Origin of the sequence: Nocardiopsis sp. CA-288880 (assembly GCF_050955985.1) — a bacterium.
Taxonomy (GTDB): Bacteria; Actinomycetota; Actinomycetes; order Streptosporangiales; family Streptosporangiaceae; genus Nocardiopsis; species Nocardiopsis tropica.
In genome coordinates, this window is the sequence record NZ_CP192105.1 from 1,843,502 (window position 1) to 1,859,610 (window position 16,109).

Consider the following 16,109-nt stretch of genomic DNA (forward strand, 5'->3'; position numbering starts at 1 on the left):
CGGCGCCGTCCGCCCGGGGGACCCGCCCCGCGTTCGGGAGCCGGCGGGCCCCGCACCGCCGTGCGGGGCCTGCCGGGAACGGGCGGCGGCCCCGGGAGGACCCGGGGCCGCAGGGGTGGGAGCGGTGGCCGGCGGGGCCGGGACCCCACGGTCAGGCCGCCCGGCCGTAGCGCCGGCGGGCGCGCAGGAGGCCGCCCGGGCGGCGCTCCTCCCGGCGCCGGGCGCGCAGCTCGGCCCGGGCGCTCAGCGCGGCGCGGACGTCGGCCATCTCGCGGACGCGCTGCTCCGTCATCATCCGGGCGTTGGCCGCGAGCAGTTCGCTGTGGAACATCGTGTGTCCTCTCCCTGGCGGCGTGGACCCCGTGTCCCGCCGTCCTGGTGTCCACGATCGTCCTAAGAGCCGGTCCGGGGCATCGGGAGGATGCCCCGGAGCGCGGCCGGGATCGGCCCGGGCGCCCCCGGAACGGGCTAAGACGCCCCTTCCGACCCGGGACGGGAAGGAGACCGCCCGCCCAGGGCGTGTCACCGCACGCGTTCCGGCGGTCACCCGTAGTTGTCTAGTGCTGTCGGATCGCGAACACACAGGAGGCACGGGATGGCTCGGCTCGTTCGGGGAAGCAGTCGGAGCACGGTGTCCGGATGGGGAGGCGCGTTCGCGGCGGGGCTGGTGGCGGTCGGTCTGGCCGCCGCGCCCGCGTCCGCGGAGGAGAACCCCCGGGGACTGCCCGGGTCGGCCCCCGGGGAGGAGGGGCGGATGCCCCTGGTGGGGCTGTCGGTGGTGGTGGGCGACGAGCCGGCCAACCCGGGCGAGGAGGTCACCCTGCGCACGACCGTGGCCAACAGCGACGGCGACCCGGTCCGGGGCGCGCTGCTCGCCCAGCACTTCCCGGAGGAGCTGGAGGTCCTGGAGGTCGACGGCGGGGGATCGGCCGACCAGGGCATCGTGAACTGGCGGGTGGAGGTCCCGGCGGGGGAGGAGGCCGTGTACACGGTGCGGGCCCGGGTGGCGGAGGGGGCTGTGCCCGACAAGAGGGTGATGAGCACGGCCTGCCTGCTGCTCGACCGCGACGCGGACCCGGCCGCGTGCGCCAGCAACACGGTGGTGGTCACCGAGGTCACGGCGATGTCCCGGGTCTCGGAGTATGTCGGCCGGGAGTGGCTGCTCAGGTCGGTGGGGGCGGCCCTGGCGGTGGGGCTGGCCTGGCTGATGTGGCGGCGGAGGGGGGTTCTGCGCAGGGGGTGAGCCGAGGGGGAGGGGAGGCCGGGCGCCGGATTTGTTACGTCGGTGTGTCATCAAACCGGAATCTAAAACTACGGCTCGTAGTAGTGTATGGCCATGGACATCCTCTACTCCGCGCTCGTCTTCCTCCACATGCTCGGCCTGGCCGGCATCATCGCGGGCTTCCTCATGCAGCTCATGACCGACAACGCCAAGGCGCCCAAGGTCCTGCTGCACAGCTCGCTGCTCCAGTTCGTCACCGGGCTGCTCCTCGTGGGGGTCGCCGAGATGGCCGACCTCTCCGAGCTGAACCACGTCAAGATCGCCGTCAAGCTGGTCGTCGCCCTCGCCGTCGTGGTGCTGGGCGTCCTGAACCTGCGCAAGCCCGCCAGGAACCTCGCGATCGCCGCGGGCGTGCTCGCCGTCGTCAACATCGGCGTGGCCGTCTTCTGGTAGCACCTCACCGCGCAGAACCCCCGGGGCGGCTCCCGCAGGCCGTCCGGGGGAGAGCCGGTGGCGGTACGGATCCCGCGATCCGCACCGCCACCGGTTTTTTGTGCGTGTCTTTCGGTAACCTTGCAGAATTTTTCTGTCGTCGTCCGCCCACGGACGGTGCCGCATCCGTCCAGCTCACGATGCGGGGCCGGGCGGCGTCAGCGGTGGTCGCCGCACGTCATCGGTGCCGTCGTCGCACGTCAGTGCGAGATCGTCGCTCTGGGTGAGGGGAGGGTTCCGGTCGAAACCAGCTGTTCACAAGGGCGGATCGTTCTGTTAGCTTCGTCACTCCCATGCAAGAACTTGCAAATACTGCAAGGGCATGGCGGCAGGGCTCGACGGCCCCGCCGCGCACCCCCCAAGGAGCGCACATGAGTACACGAGGCCCCGGCGCAGCAGCCGCGGCGGTCCTGCTGGGAGCCGGCCTGCTGGCCGCCCCCGGCCCGATCGACCCCCCGCCGGCCCAGGCCGCGCCCGCTCCCGCCGCGGAGGCGGACAGCGGTGAGACCGTCGTCCACCTGTTCCAGTGGAGCTGGGACGCCGTCGCCGCCGAGTGCGAGGACTTCCTCGGACCGAACGGCTTCGGCGCCGTCCAGGTCTCCCCGCCCCAGGAGCACGTCGTCATCCCCTTCGCCGAGGGCGGGAACCACCCCTGGTGGCAGGACTACCAGCCCACCTCGTACAGCATCGGCAACACCCGCCGCGGCACCGCCGAGGAGTTCGCCGCGATGGTCTCCACCTGCCGCGACAGCGGCGTGAGGATCTACGCCGACGCGATCGTCAACCACATGACCGGTGACGGGTCCGGGACCGGCAGCAACGGGACGCGGTGGGCCAAGTACGACCACCCCGACCTGTTCGGCGACGGCTCCGCCGCCTTCGGGGACGGCGACTTCAGCCCCTGCCGCGAGGACATCGCGGACTGGGGGAACAAGGAGGAGATCCAGAACTGCCAGCTCCTGGGCCTGGCCGACCTCGACACGGGCAGCCCCCACGTCCGGGCCCAGATCACCCGCTACCTCAACGGACTGGTCGGCCTCGGCGTGGCCGGCTTCCGGGTGGACGCCTCCAAGCACGTCCCCGAGGAGGACATCGGCGCGATCTTCGGCGGTCTGGACGAGGTCCCCGGGTTCGGCGGGCGGCCGCGCGTCTACCACGAGGTCTACGGCGACGCCACGATCCCCTACACCGCCTACACGCCCTACGGCCAGGTCACCAACTTCGACTACCAGCGCGACGTGTCCCGGAGGTTCGCCGGGGGCGACATCGCCGGGCTGACCGCGATGCCCGAGTACGGGGGGCTCTCCTCCGACCAGGCCGTCGTGTTCATCGACAACCACGACACCCAGCGCTACGAGCCCACGCTCACCCACAAGGACGGCGACCGCTACCGCCTCGCCACGGCCTTCATGCTCGCCCACCCCTACGGCACCCCCGTGGTGATGTCGAGCTACGCCTTCGGCGACAACGAGACCGAGGGCCCGCCCAGCGTCGGGACGGTGGAGGGCAACCCCGCCGGATGGATCACCGAGGACGCCGACTGCGCCTCCGCCGACTGGGTCTGCGAGCACCGCGACGGCGCCGTCGCCGGCATGGCGGCCTTCCGCGGCGCGGTCGGCGACGCCCCGCTGGCCGAGAGGGCGCGGGACGGTTCGTCCCGGGTGGCCTTCGACCGGGGCGGCAGCGGATTCGCCGCCTTCAACGCCTCCGGGCAGGCCTGGGACCTGAACGCCGCGACCGGCCTGCCCGACGGGGTCTACGACAACGCCGCGGGCGAGGGCTCCGTCACCGTCGCCGGCGGCCGCGTCACCGCACGGGTGCCCGCGGACGGCGCTGTCGCCCTCCACGTCGGCGGGGAGTGCGACGACCCCGACGGCTGCGGCGGCACCGACCCGGGAGCCCCCGGCGGGACCCTGACCGCGACGGTCGACACCCGGCCGGACCAGGTGGTGCGCGTCGTCGGCGAGACCTCCGGACTCGGCTCGTGGAACCCCGCCGACGGGGTCGCGCTGGCGGACGGGGGCGACGGCACCTGGTCCGGAGCCGTCGCGCTGGAGGCCGGCACCGAGTGGAAGCTCGTCAAGGTCGACGGCGGGGGCCGGGTGGAGTGGGAGCCCGGCGGGAACCGGGTCGGCCCCGCCACCGCCGTCACGTGGGGAACGCGCTGACCCCTCCGCCCGCGCCCGGACGCCGGCCCGCTCCCGGGGGCCCGTTCCGTGCCGCCGGGCGGCGTCCCGCAGGACCCGCCCGGCGGCACCCGGGAGGCGCGGTCCCGCGCCTCCCGGCCGCGTCCCCGTGCCACCCCCTCCGGCACGGGGGCGCGCCCCGGAAGGGCCCGGACGGTCAACCGGCCGAGGCGTCCGCCCGGGGGGCCGGACAGGCGTCCCCGGGCCCGGCCGCGAGCTCGAAGTGCCACATCTCGTTGGCGTAGGTCCGGCAGAGCCCGTGGGCGCCTCCGAACCGGCCCATCCAGTCGGCGGCGTCCGTCCGGCCGATGTCGACCGCGTCACCGCTCACGTGGGAGGAGGACTCCGCGGAGGCGACCCACCGCGCGGCCTCCTCCTCGCTCCCGTGGACCGCGACCGCCGCGTCCAGGAGGAACCGCTGGTAGCGCTCGCTGCGCCATCCGCTGGTGACGACCACGTCCACCCCGTCCTCCCGCGCCTCGGCCGCGGCGGCGCGCACGGCCTCCAGCAGTTCCGGGTCCATCCGCTCCAGCAGGGGCAGGCCCTCCGCGAACGGGGACACGCCCTCCCCCTCGGCCAGGTGGCCGTCGTCCTCGTCCAGCGGCGTGAACACGGTGACGGGCGCCGCCAGCGGTGGCCCACCGTCCCCCTCCGGCCCGAGTGACAGGCCCCACAGGGCCGTCAGGGCCACGGCGAACAGGGCTGCCGCGACGGCGACGGCGACGGCGGCCGGGCGGCCGGTGGCGCGCGGCCCCGGTGGAACACGGACCACGGGATCCCTCCCCTCTCCGCCGGACGAGTCCGACCGGCGCTCCGCACCAGACCAGCAGGGGGGACGTTGCGGGGACGTCGGGTGATCCGCCTACGTTTTCGCAACACGCCGCCGCCTAGACTCGGGCCTTCCGTCCGCGGGCGCGGACCGCCGAGGAGGAGGGGACCGCATGCGCGTGCTGATCGTCGAGGACGAGGCCTTCATGGCCGAGGCGCTCCAGGCGGGCCTGCGCCACGAGGCGATCGCCGCCGACACGGTGTTCGACGGGGACGAGGCACTGGAGCGCGTGGCCGTCAACGACTACGACGTCGTGGTCCTCGACCGCGACATCCCGGGCACGCACGGGGACGACGTGTGCGCGACCGTGGTCAGGGACCACCCCGGCACGCGGGTGCTCATGCTGACGGCCGCGACACGGCTCAGGGACAAGGTGGACGGGTTCGCGCTCGGCGCCGACGACTACCTCACCAAGCCCTTCGCGCTGGAGGAGCTGGTCGTGCGCCTGCGGGCGCTCGCCCGGCGCCCGCGGACCGCGATCCCGCCCGTGCTGGAGTTCGGGGACCTGCGCCTGGACCCCTACCGGAGGGAGGCCTACCGGAACGGCCGCTACCTGCGGCTCGCGCGCAAGCAGTTCGCCGTCCTGGAGCTCCTCATGCGCGCGGACGGAGGGGTGGTGAGCGCCGAGACCCTGCTGGAGAAGGTGTGGGACGAGAACGCCGACCCGTTCACGAGCGCCCCCAGGGTCACGGTCTCGACCCTGCGCCGGGCCCTCGGCGAACCGGACCCCGTCGTCACCGTCCCCGGGGCCGGCTACCGCCTCGGCGCCCCGGGCGGCAAGGCGTGAACGCCGCCCGCCCGCGGCCGACGAAGCCCCTGGCCAGCGCGCGGTTCCGCCTGGCCCTGAGCTACGCGGCCTTCCTCGTCGCCGCGGGAGCCGTCCTCCTGGTGGGCGTCTACGTGGTCCTGCGGTACGTCCCGAACTACCCCCTGACCGCCGCCAACCCGTCCGAGGCCCACCTGCCCATCGCGTCGAGGTCGAAGATCCTCACCGTCCTCGTCCACCTGTCCGGCGCGCTCCTCGCGGCCCTGGCCCTGATCGGGATCACCGGGGGGTGGTTCCTGGCCGGGTGGGTGCTGCGCCCCCTCCAGCGCATCGACGAGGCCGTCCGGCTCGCCGCCGGGGGGCGCCTCGACCACCGGATCCGCCTCACGGGGATCAACGACGAGTTCCGGCGGCTCGCCGACGCCTTCGACCACATGCTCGACCGGCTCGACGACGCGTTCGCCACGCAGGAGCGCTTCGCCGCCAACGCCTCCCACGAACTGCGGACGCCCCTGGCCGTCACGGGGACGCTCCTCGACGTGGCGCGGCAGAACCCGGACGGGCAGGACTACCCCGCCCTGGTCGAACGGCTCAGCGTCACCAACGCCAGGGCGGTGGGCCTCACCGAGGCGCTGCTGCGGCTGGCCGACGCCAACGCCGTCACCGCCGCGGCCGCACCGCTCGACCTCGCCGGAACGGTCCGCGCGGCCGTCCGCGAGTCCGGTGACGAGGCGCGGAGGTACGGCGTGACCTGGGACCTGCGCCTGGAGGCCGCACCGGTGCTCGGCGACGGGGCCCTCCTCGCGCAGCTGGCCGCGAACCTCGTCCAGAACGCCGTCCGCCACAACACCGCGCCCGGGACGGCCCTGGCCGCCACCGGCCACGACCCCCGCCGGGGACTCACCACGCTCCGGATCGAGAACACCGGACCCGGGTACACGCCCGGGGCCGCGGCGCGGCTGCGCGAGCCGTTCCTGCGGGGCGAGGGGCGCACCCGCCGGCGGGACGGGCGCGGTCCCGGGGCGGGGGGAGGCTACGGCCTGGGACTCGCCCTCGTCGCCCGGGTCGTCGACGTCCACGGCGGCACCCTGGACACCGCCCCCCGCGAGGGGGGAGGGCTCGTCGTCACGGTCACCCTCCCCGCGCACCCGGTGTGACGCGCCCGTGAAGGAGCGGAGGCCCACGTAGTTGCGCACCTTGGCCCCGATCGACGGTGCGACGCGCCCGCGAAGGAGCGGCCGCACGCCCGGCGGGCTCCACCGCGGCGCCGCCGCCCGGAGGCGCGGGCCCCTCGGCGCGGTGGCCGGAGGGGCCGGGGCCCGGCCCGCCCGCCGCACCAGGGCGGCCTCGCACCGGGGCGCCGGACCCGGCCCCGGGCGCGGGGCAGCCGGGGCGGGCCCCGCACCCCACGGGCGGAGCCTCGGCCCGGCCCGCTAGTCGTCGTAGAAGACGCGCTCCATCACCGCGCGTGCCCGCCGGGTGGCGCGCAGGTAGGCCTCCGTCAACTGCTCGGCCGGCCCCTCCCACACCCCCTCCTCGTCCTCGGCGCTGCGGCACCCCATCGCGCCCGCGACCGCGGCGCGCACCCGCAGGTCGGACGGCAGCGAGTCACCGCCCCGGCCCCGTACCAGCATCACCATGCCCCGCACACGCGAGGCCAGCCTCCACGCCTGCTCCAGCACCGCGCCGTCGTCCGCCGCGAGGAGCCCGTGGGCCACGGCCGTGTCCAGGGCCTCCAGGGTCCCCGTCGTCCGCAGGCCCGGGTACTCGTGGGCGTGCCGCAGCTGCGTCAGCTGCGCCACCCACTCCACGTCCGACAGCCCGCCCCGGCCCAGCTTCGTGTGCAGGGTGGGGTCCGCCCCCCGCGGCAGGCGCTCGGCCTCCATCCGCGCCTTGAGCTTGCGGATCTCCAGCACCGCCGACGGGCCGACACCGCCCTCGGGGTAGCGGATCGGGTCGATCAGCTCCGTGAACGCCCTGCGCAGCTCGGGGTCCCCGGCGATCGGCCTGGCCCGCAGCAGCGCCTGGCTCTCCCACACCTGGGACCAGCGGCCGTAGTACGCCGCGTACGACTCCAGCGTGCGCACCACGGGCCCGCTCCGGCCCTCCGGGCGCAGGTCCGTGTCCACCTTCAGGGGCGGTTCGGCTGCGGGCATCTCCAGCAGCCGCGCCAGCTCGCGCACGATCGCCAGCGCCTGCTTCGTCGCGGCCCCCGTGTCGACGCCCGGCAGGGGGTCGTGCACGTACATCACGTCCGCGTCGCTGGCGTAGGTCAGCTCGCCGCCGCCGAACCGGCCCATCGCCACCACGCACACCCGGGTCAGCGGCTCGTCCCCGGACGCCGCGACGACCCGGTTCTGCGCCAGCCGCAGCGCGGCCTCGATCGTCACCGCGGCGATGTCGGTCAGCGCCGAGCCCACCTCCCGGACCGACGAGACCTCCAACAGGTCGGCGGCGGCCGTGCGCAGCAGCTCGCGGCGGCGCAGCGCCCGCACCGCCGCCACCGACTCCTCGGCCGTGTCGTACCGGCGCTGCGCCGCCTCGGCCTCGGCCTCGAGCACCTTCGGGCCGCGCCGCACCAGGTCCTGGTCGTCGGCCAGCATCGCCACCGCGTCCGGGGCCCGCAGCAGCAGCTCCGTCACGTAGCGGCTCGTCCCCAGCAGCCACGCCATGCGCTCGGCCACCCGCACGTCGTCGCGCAGCAGCCGCAGGTACCACGGGGTGGTGCCCAGCGCGTCGCTCACCTGGCGGAAGCCGAACAGGCCCGCGTCGGGGTCGGGGGAGTCGGAGAACCAGCCCAGCATCACCGGGAGCAGCGTCCGCTGGATCGACGCCCGGCGGGACACCCCCGACGTCAGCGACTCCAGGTGGCGCAGGGCCCCGCCGGGATCGGCGAACCCGAGCGCCTCCAGGCGGATCTTGGCGTGCTCCGGAGACAGCCGCGCCTCCTCGCCCGGCAGCTGCGCCACCGCGTTGAGGAGGGGGCGGTAGAACAGCTTCTCGTGCAGGCGCCGCACCTCCGACGTCACCCGGCGGCGCGCCTCGGTCAGCTCCCTGACCGGGTTCGCGGTGAACCCCAGCGCACGCCCCAGGCGGCGCAGGTGCTCGGGGCCGTCCTGGCTCCCGGGGTCCGGCATCAGGTGCGTGCGCCGCAGCCGCTCCAGCTGCAGCAGGTGCTCCAGCCGCCGCAGGAAGCGGTAGGCCTCCGACAGCCCGGCCGCGTCGCGCCGCCCCACGTACCCGGACTCCGACAGTGCCTCCAGCGCCTCCAGCGTGTTGCCCGAGCGCAGCCGGTCGTCGGTGCGGCCGTGCACCAGCTGGAGCAGCTGGACGGAGAACTCGATGTCGCGGAGCCCGCCCGGACCCAGCTTCAGCTCCCGCTCGGCCTCGCCGGCGGGGATGTGCGCCACCACGCGGCGGCGCATCGCCTGCACGTCCTCCACGAAGTCCTGGCGGCCGGTCGCCTCCCAGACCAGGGGCAGGATCGCCTCCGTGTACTCCCGGCCCAGCCCGGCGTCACCGGCGATCGGCCGGGCCTTGAGCAGCGCCTGGAACTCCCACGTCTTGGCCCAGCGCTCGTAGTACGACAGGTGCCCCGGGACCGAGCGCACCAGCGGCCCGTTCCTGCCCTCCGGCCGCAGGGCGGGGTCCACCTCCCACAGGGCGCCCTCGGCGTCGGTCTCGGACGGGATGCGCATCATCGCCGTGGCCAGGCGCGTGGCCGCGCGCATGGCGGCCTGCTCGTCCACCGGCGCTCCGGGGTCCGCGGACCCGGCGGGTTCGGCCACGAACACGACGTCCACGTCGCTGACGTAGTTCAGCTCGCGGCCGCCGCACTTGCCCATGCCGATCACCGCCAGACGGCACAGCGCGGCGTCCTCGGGCTGCTCGGCCCGGGCCACGGCCAGGGAGGCGTCCAGCATGGACGCGGCCAGGTCGGCCAGCTCCGCGGCGGCCTCGTCGACCGTGCACAGACCCGTCAGGTCGCGTCCGGCCAGCCGCAGCAGGCGCCTGCGGTACGCCACCCGCAGGGTGTGCCGGAGGGTCTCGGACGTCCCGTCCCCGACCACGGCCGGGTCGGCGGCCGGCGCCGCGCTGTGGGGGTCGGCCCCCACGGTGTGCAGCAGGCCCCGGCGCAGCTCGTCCGGCTCGGGGGAGCGGGCGGCGTCCGCGCCCCGCAGCTCCCGCCAGTCCCCCGGGTGGCGCACCAGGTGGTCGGTCAGCGCGGGGCTGGTGCCCAGGACCTTGCTCAGCCGCGCCCGGAGGTCGGACTCCTCGCGCAGCACGCCCAGGACCTCGGCCGGGTCCGGGTCGGACTCCAGGACCCGGATCAGCCCCAGCAGGGCCTGGTCCGGGTCGGGGGCGGCCGCGAGGGCGTCGATGACGGCGGTGTCGGCCCGGGCGTCCAGGCCCGCCTCCGTCATCAGCCGCAGGGCCCGGGTGCTGTCGCTGAAGCCACGCCTGGCGAGCGCGCCTGCTGTCATGGTGTTGTTTCCGTCCCTTGCCACGCGTCAACCGTAGCCGGACGGCCCGCGGGCACACCGTACGGCTCTGCTTGCGGTCGTTCGGTCCGGGACCGCCGCGCCGCCCCTGCGGGCGCGGGGAGGCCCCGGAACCGGGTCGGGGCCGGCATCCGGGCGGATGCCGGCCCCGGTGAGGAGGGCGCCGGGCGCTCGGCCCCGAGGGGTCGCGTCCCCGGCGCGCGCCCCGGCGCCGCGGCTCCGGGGCCCCGGGAACCGTGGCGGCGGGGGCTGCCGGGACGGGACGTCATCTGTCGGTAACACGCCTCGTTTCGGTCCCCTGCGCACGGTGTATCCGGCCGGGGCCCACGGTGGTGGAAGTATCCCGGTTCGTCCCCGGAACCCGCCGGACGCCAGGGGCCCGCCGTCTCCGGGGGAGAACCGCGGGCCCGCCGTGCGCGGCGCCGACGCCCTCGAGGAGGGAGCGGGAGGGGCCGCCGGCGGCGTGCGCGACGCCGTCGGCGGCCCCGGGATCCCGGCCCCGCGTCGGCCGGGAACGCGTCCGGCGTGCGCCTTCCGCGGATCGCTCCTGCGGAAGGCGCACGCCGGGGCGTCACCGCCTAGATGTCGTAGTAGAGCTCGAACTCGCGCGGGTGCGGGCGCAGGCGCAGGGAGTCGATCTCCTCGGTGCGCTTGAAGTCCACGTAGGTCTCGATGAGGTCCTTGGTGAACACGCCGCCCTCGAGCAGGAACTCGTGGTCGGCCTCCAGCGCCAGCAGGGCGTCGTCGAGCGAGGCCGGGACGGTCTTGATGGCCGAGGCCTCCGCCGGGGGCAGCTCGTAGAGGTCCTTGTCGACCGGCTCCGGCGGCTCGATCTTGTTCTTGATGCCGTCGATCCCGGCCATCAGCATGGCGGAGAAGGCCAGGTACGGGTTGGCCGACGGGTCCGGCACGCGGAACTCGATGCGCTTGGCCTTCGGGTTGGAGCCCGTGAGCGGCAGGCGGATGCAGGCGGAGCGGTTGCGCTGGCTGTAGACGAGGTTGATGGGGGCCTCGTAGCCGGGCACCAGGCGGTGGTAGGAGTTCACCGTCGGGTTGGTGAAGGCGAGCAGGGCGTCGGCGTGCTTGAGCAGGCCGCCGATGTAGTAGCGCGCGGTGTCGGAGAGCTGGCCGTAGCCCGACTCGTCGAAGAAGAGCGGCTCGCCGTCCTTCCACAGGCTCTGGTGGCAGTGCATGCCGGAGCCGTTGTCGCCGAACAGCGGCTTGGGCATGAACGTGGCCGTCTTGCCCGCCTCGTTGGCGACGTTCTTGACGATGTACTTGTACAGCTGCACCTTGTCGGCCTGCTGGAGCAGCGTGCCGAACCTGATGCCGATCTCGGCCTGGCCGGCGGTGCCGACCTCGTGGTGCTGGAGCTCGACGTCGATGCCCGCGTCGATCAGTGTCTGCACCATGTCGGAGCGCAGGTCGCTGTAGTGGTCGACCGGCTCGACCGGGAAGTAGCCGCCCTTGTACCGGGGACGGTAGCCGCGGTTGCCGCCCTCGATCGCGGAGCCCGTGTTCCAGGCGCCCTCGATGGAGTCGATCTCGTAGTAGCCGGTGTTGGAGCGCGTCTCGAACTTGACGTCGTCGAAGATGTAGAACTCGGCCTCGGGGCCGAAGAAGGCGGTGTCCGCGACCCCGGAGCCCTTGAGGTAGGCCTCGGCCTTGCGGGCGACGTTGCGCGGGTCCCGGCTGTAGGACTCCAGCGTCAGCGGGTCGTGGACGAAGAACGTCATGTTCAGCGTCTTGTGCTTGCGGAACGGGTCCAGGACGCCGGTGCTCAGGTCGGGCAGCAGCAGCATGTCGGACTCGTGGATGGCCTGGAAGCCGCGGATCGAGGACCCGTCGAACATCTGGCCGTCGGTGAACGTCGAGGCGTCGACGTTCGAGGTCGGGAGGGTGACGTGGTTGACGCCCCCGAACAGGTCCGTGAATCGGACATCGAGGAACTTGACGTCCTCGTCCCGGATGTAGGCGAGCACCTCGTCGACGCTGCTGAACAAAACGAACCTCCGTGCAGGTGTCTGAGACGATGGGTCCGGAGCCCGCTCCATCGCGGACACGTCGGATCACGCGCCGTCTCCCGGCTTCGTCAACGAAGCTAGGAGCGCGTGATTTCCGTGCCATGTCTCTATTGTTTCCTGCATGTTACGGAGCCAGGCGTTTTCGCAGACCAACCAGCCTGACCCGGTGATTCCACCGCTCGGAGTGCGAAATCGGGACACGCGGAACGGGCGGTTGTGGTCCGGGCCACGCGCGTCCGTCGCCCTGCTCACGCCCCGTCCCGCCGTCCCGCGGACCGGCCCCTCCACCGGGTGGATACCGTGGATGCCATGAGCGACGAGAGCCGGGGCGGCGCCGCCGGGGCCATCCACGAGGACGACTTCCAGTACCGGGGGAACCGCCTCGGCCTGCCGGAGGAGGGGACCGGTTCCGTCCCCGGCGTCATCAGGCGCCTCGTCGGCCTCGCCCTGGACTGGTGCCTGGCCCTCATGATCGCCTGGGGCCTCTACCGCCTGGGCGTCGTCGGAGCGGGCGCCGCCTCCCAGGAGGAGGTCGTCCCGATGCTCAGCAACACCGCCCTGGTGGTCTTCGCCGCGGTGAGCATCCTCCTCCTCACCCTCTTCGGCACCACCGTCGGGCGCCGACTCGTCGGCGTCGGCATCACCGCCACCGGTGAGCGCTCCTGGCCGTGGTTCGTGTCGATGACCGTGCGCACGGTCCTGCTGTGCCTGGTCATCCCGGCCGTGATCTACGACCGGGACACCCGCGGGCTGCACGACCGCGCCGCGGGCACGGTGGCGACGCGTTACTGAGCCCGCACCGGACGGAACCGGTCCCGCCGGACGGCCGGAACGGCTGTACGGACAGGGTTCCCGCTGCTGTTAGCATCCGTTCATCGCTTTCCCCGGGGACGGTCGCGACCCTCACGGTGTCCTGCCCCCGCACCTCCCCCCACGTCTCATCGCACCCTCCGAAGGTTCGCATGGCTGGAAGACGCTCCACTCCCCGCCCCTCGGGCGCGCTCGGTGCCGTGCGGATGTCCGCAGGACAGTGGGTCGCCTGCGCCGCCACCGCCCTCGCCGTCCTCGTCAGCCTGGGAGGCTACGGCTGGTACCAGGGCATCATCGGCAACATCACCACCACGCAGGTGGACACGACGTGGGACCGCCCCACGAGCGTCGAGGGCGTGATGAACCTGCTCATCATCGGCTCCGACGTCCGCTCGGGGGAGAACGCCGACTACGGCGAGGCGGAGGGCGAGCGGCCCGACACGATGCTCATCGCCAGCATCAACGTCGACAACGGGGCGGCCACCCTCGTGAACCTGCCCCGCGACCTGGTCGTCGAGCTGCCCGCGTGCGAGGCGGTCGAGGGGTACGAGGGGATGTCGCCGCACAGCGGCATGATCAACTCCGCGATGACCTTCGGCGGCATCGGCTGCCAGTGGCAGGCCGTCGAGAACGCCACCGACGTGCACCTCGACCACTTCGTCATGATGGACTTCACCGGGTTCAAGGACATGGTCGACGCCATCGGCGGCGTGGAGATGTGCATCCCCGAGCCCGTGGACGACCCCAAGGCCCACCTGGTCCTGGACGCCGGGCTCCAGACCCTGGACGGCGAGGACTCGCTCGGGTTCGTGCGCTCCCGCTACGCGCAGGGCGACGGCGGCGACCTGTCCCGCATCGACCGCCAGCAGGAGTTCATGGGCGCGATGCTGCGCCAGGTGCTCAGCAGCGAGGTCATGACCAGCCCGGTCACCATCACCAACTTCCTCGGCGCCGTCACCGACTCGGTCACCACCGACGAGGACCTCACCGTCGACACCATGACCGACCTCGCCATCTCCATGCGCGAGGTCGACCTCCAGCGCATCCAGTTCGTGACGGTCCCCAACGGCCAGCACCCCGCCGACCCCAACCGCCTGGTCATGAGCGACGCGGCCCCCGCCCTGTTCGAGGCGATCAACGCCGGCGCCGACCTGTCGGGCGGCGAGGACGGCGGCGGGGAGTCCGAGGGGGAGGCCGAGCAGGGCCCGGCCCCCGAGGACGTCTCCGTGGAGATCCTCAACAACGCGGGCGTCGACGGCCTCGCCCTGGAGGTGCAGGCGGTCCTCGCCGGAGAGGGCTACACGGTCACCGGCACGGGCAACCCGGTCGCCCGGTTCCCCGAGACCACGACGGTCTACCACGCTCCCGGCCAGGAGGCCGCGGCCGAGATGCTGGCCGGGTCCATGGAGTCCGCGGTCACCGAGGAGGCCGAGGGCCTCGCGCAGACGCTGGAGCTCGTCCTGGCCCCCGACTGGGCCGGGTTCGCCGACGGGGCCTCCTCCGCGCCGGAGGTCTCGGTCACCGACGACCTCGGCGGCATCACCGCGGAGGAGACGGAGAGCGCCTGCTGATCCGGACCTCGGATCCGGATACGATCTGACACGGTGCGTACCCTTCCGGTACCATCCGGCCGTTACGTCCGCGTCGCCCCGCGCCCTCCGCGCGGTGCTCTCCTCCGAGCGGACCCGCCCTTGTCCCATACCGGATCGCAGGTGCCCTCTTGGCTCCCAGAAACGTGTCTTCGGCCCTCGCCGCGAAGATGAGTCTTGGTCAGTGGGTCGCGTGCGGGGTGACCGGAGTGCTCATAGCGACGAGCCTGACCGCCTACGCGGGGTACCGGGACGCCCTCAGCATCGCCACCGAGGAGATCAACACCGACGCCTGGGGGGACCGCCCCAGCCAGGTGGACGGCATCCACAACATCCTCCTGCTCGGCACCGACGAGCGCGCGGGGGACGACGCCTCCTACAACGAGCTGAACGGCATCCGGCCCGACGTGCTGGTCGTGGTGAGCATCGACGTGGACCGGGGCGGGGTGACCATGGTCAACATGCCGCGCGACCTCATCATCGAGATGCCCGACTGCGCTCCCAACGGGGAGGCGCCGGGGGTGTCCGCCGGAACGGTGGACCAGCTCAACCATGCCATGACCTACGGCGGCATGGACTGCCAGGGCAACACCGTGGAGACGCTCACCGGCATCCACCTCGACCACATGGTGATGGTCGACTTCGCCGGGTTCCAGAACATCGTCGACTCCGTCGGCGGCATCGAGATGTGCGTTCCCGAACCGATCGACGACCCCAAGGCCCACCTGCGGCTGGACGCCGGGATGCAGACCCTGAACGGCGAGCAGGCCCTCGGCCTGGCGCGGTCCCGGGACAGCACCGAGCAGGGCAGCGACCTGAACAGGATCGAGAACCAGCAGCGGATGATCGGCGCGATCCTGCGCGAGGTCACCGGCGGCGACATCCTGAGCAGCCCGACCACCCTCTACGACTTCATCGGCTCGGTCACCGACAGCATGGTGACCGACGACGGCCTGACCACCGACAAGATGGCCGAACTGGCCATCGCCATGCGCCAGGTGGACCTCGGCCGGATGAACATGGTGACGGTCCCGGTCGTCGACGCCCCCAGCGACCCGAACAAGGTCGCGTTCCAGCAGCCCGCCGCCGACGAGCTCTTCGCCTCGGTGGCCTCCGGCGAGGTGCTGGAGGAGGAAGAGGAGGAGGCCGCCCCCGAGGAGGAGGCGGAGGAGGCCCCCGTCGAGCCGGGGGACGTGTCCGTCCGGGTCCTCAACGGCACGGGCGTCGACGGGCTGGGGAGCCAGGTCGAGCAGCGCCTCCTGGAGGGCGGCTTCGTCGTCACCGGGACGGGCAACCCCGGGGCCCGCCAGCCGACCGCCACCACGGTCTACCACGGCCCCGGCCGGGCCGCGCAAGCCGAGGAGCTCGCCTCGGTGCTGACCGCCGCCCAGATCGAGGAGGTCCCCGACCTCGGGACGGAGCTGGAGCTGGTGATGGGCGCCGACGACTGGGGCCCCATCACCTTCGGGGGCGACGGCGGGGGCGGCAGCGGCGCCCTCGCCGAGCTGGAGGGCACCTCGGCCGCCGACGACACGGTCTCCTGCGAGTAGGCCCCGCAAGGGCGGGACCGCGGACCCCGGGTCCGCGGTCCCGCCCTTGCGCCGCGGGTGCGCGGGGAAGAGGGCGGCCCGCCCAGCCCGATTGACCGTGATGAGGCCATGAGCTAACTTCTGGTTAGCCCAGACGCCT

The 16,109-nt window shown here is 73.5% G+C and carries 12 protein-coding genes; 8 read left to right on the top strand and 4 right to left on the bottom strand.

The annotated features are described in order from the left end of the window. Positions 1-151: 151 nt before the first annotated feature. A complete protein-coding gene (locus ACQPYD_RS08095) occupies positions 152-331 on the bottom strand; it encodes a hypothetical protein (RefSeq protein ID WP_330162307.1) in 180 nt (59 codons plus the stop codon). A gap of 264 nt (positions 332-595) precedes the next feature. Here ACQPYD_RS08095 and ACQPYD_RS08100 point away from each other — a divergent pair, with 264 nt between their 5' ends. The 3 genes from ACQPYD_RS08100 to ACQPYD_RS08110 all read left to right on the top strand — a co-directional run bounded on the left by ACQPYD_RS08100 (position 596) and on the right by ACQPYD_RS08110 (position 3,882). After that, positions 596-1,243, top strand: a complete 648-nt coding sequence (locus ACQPYD_RS08100; protein ID WP_433700436.1) for a hypothetical protein — start codon at positions 596-598, stop codon at positions 1,241-1,243. Between the two features lie 93 nt (positions 1,244-1,336). Beyond that, complete coding sequence (locus ACQPYD_RS08105; protein WP_433700437.1) at positions 1,337-1,675, top strand: hypothetical protein; 339 nt, start codon at positions 1,337-1,339, stop codon at positions 1,673-1,675. A gap of 410 nt (positions 1,676-2,085) precedes the next feature. After that, the gene (locus ACQPYD_RS08110) at positions 2,086-3,882 is read left to right on the top strand and encodes a carbohydrate-binding module family 20 domain-containing protein (protein ID WP_433700438.1); all 1,797 of its coding nucleotides are present in this window, start codon (positions 2,086-2,088) and stop codon (positions 3,880-3,882) included. A 175-nt stretch (positions 3,883-4,057) separates the two neighbouring features. Here the strand turns inward: ACQPYD_RS08110 and ACQPYD_RS08115 are convergent, their stop codons facing one another. Further along, positions 4,058-4,672 (bottom strand): M15 family metallopeptidase, encoded by a 615-nt coding sequence (locus tag ACQPYD_RS08115; protein ID WP_433700439.1) that lies wholly within the window; start codon positions 4,670-4,672, stop codon positions 4,058-4,060. A gap of 169 nt (positions 4,673-4,841) precedes the next feature. Between ACQPYD_RS08115 and ACQPYD_RS08120 the strand changes: the two genes are divergently transcribed. Next, positions 4,842-5,516 (top strand): response regulator transcription factor, encoded by a 675-nt coding sequence (locus ACQPYD_RS08120; protein WP_433700440.1) that lies wholly within the window; start codon positions 4,842-4,844, stop codon positions 5,514-5,516. Next, the gene (locus ACQPYD_RS08125) at positions 5,513-6,652 is read left to right on the top strand and encodes a sensor histidine kinase (protein ID WP_433700441.1); all 1,140 of its coding nucleotides are present in this window, start codon (positions 5,513-5,515) and stop codon (positions 6,650-6,652) included. Before ACQPYD_RS08120 ends, ACQPYD_RS08125 begins: the two co-directional genes overlap by 4 nt. A 276-nt stretch (positions 6,653-6,928) precedes the next feature. On the opposite strand, the gene ACQPYD_RS08130 is transcribed toward ACQPYD_RS08125, so the two are convergent. Then, on the bottom strand, positions 6,929-9,979 hold the full coding sequence (locus ACQPYD_RS08130; protein ID WP_433701987.1) for a bifunctional [glutamine synthetase] adenylyltransferase/[glutamine synthetase]-adenylyl-L-tyrosine phosphorylase: 3,051 nt from the start codon (positions 9,977-9,979) through the stop codon (positions 6,929-6,931). Between the two features lie 596 nt (positions 9,980-10,575). Beyond that, complete coding sequence (gene glnA / locus ACQPYD_RS08135; protein ID WP_267948847.1) at positions 10,576-12,000, bottom strand: type I glutamate--ammonia ligase; 1,425 nt, start codon at positions 11,998-12,000, stop codon at positions 10,576-10,578. Positions 12,001-12,330: 330 nt separating this feature from the next. Here glnA and ACQPYD_RS08140 point away from each other — a divergent pair, with 330 nt between their 5' ends. The 3 genes from ACQPYD_RS08140 to ACQPYD_RS08150 all read left to right on the top strand — a co-directional run bounded on the left by ACQPYD_RS08140 (position 12,331) and on the right by ACQPYD_RS08150 (position 15,970). Next, entirely contained in the window at positions 12,331-12,813 is a 483-nt protein-coding gene (locus ACQPYD_RS08140; protein WP_330161040.1) for an RDD family protein, read from the top strand. Between the two features lie 170 nt (positions 12,814-12,983). Beyond that, a complete protein-coding gene (locus ACQPYD_RS08145) occupies positions 12,984-14,402 on the top strand; it encodes an LCP family protein (protein WP_433700442.1) in 1,419 nt (472 codons plus the stop codon). 188 nt (positions 14,403-14,590) lie between these two features. Further along, positions 14,591-15,970 carry an LCP family protein gene (locus ACQPYD_RS08150; RefSeq protein WP_433700443.1) on the top strand — a complete coding sequence of 460 codons (1,380 nt, stop codon included), beginning with the start codon at positions 14,591-14,593 and terminating at the stop codon, positions 15,968-15,970. Positions 15,971-16,109: the final 139 nt, after the last annotated feature.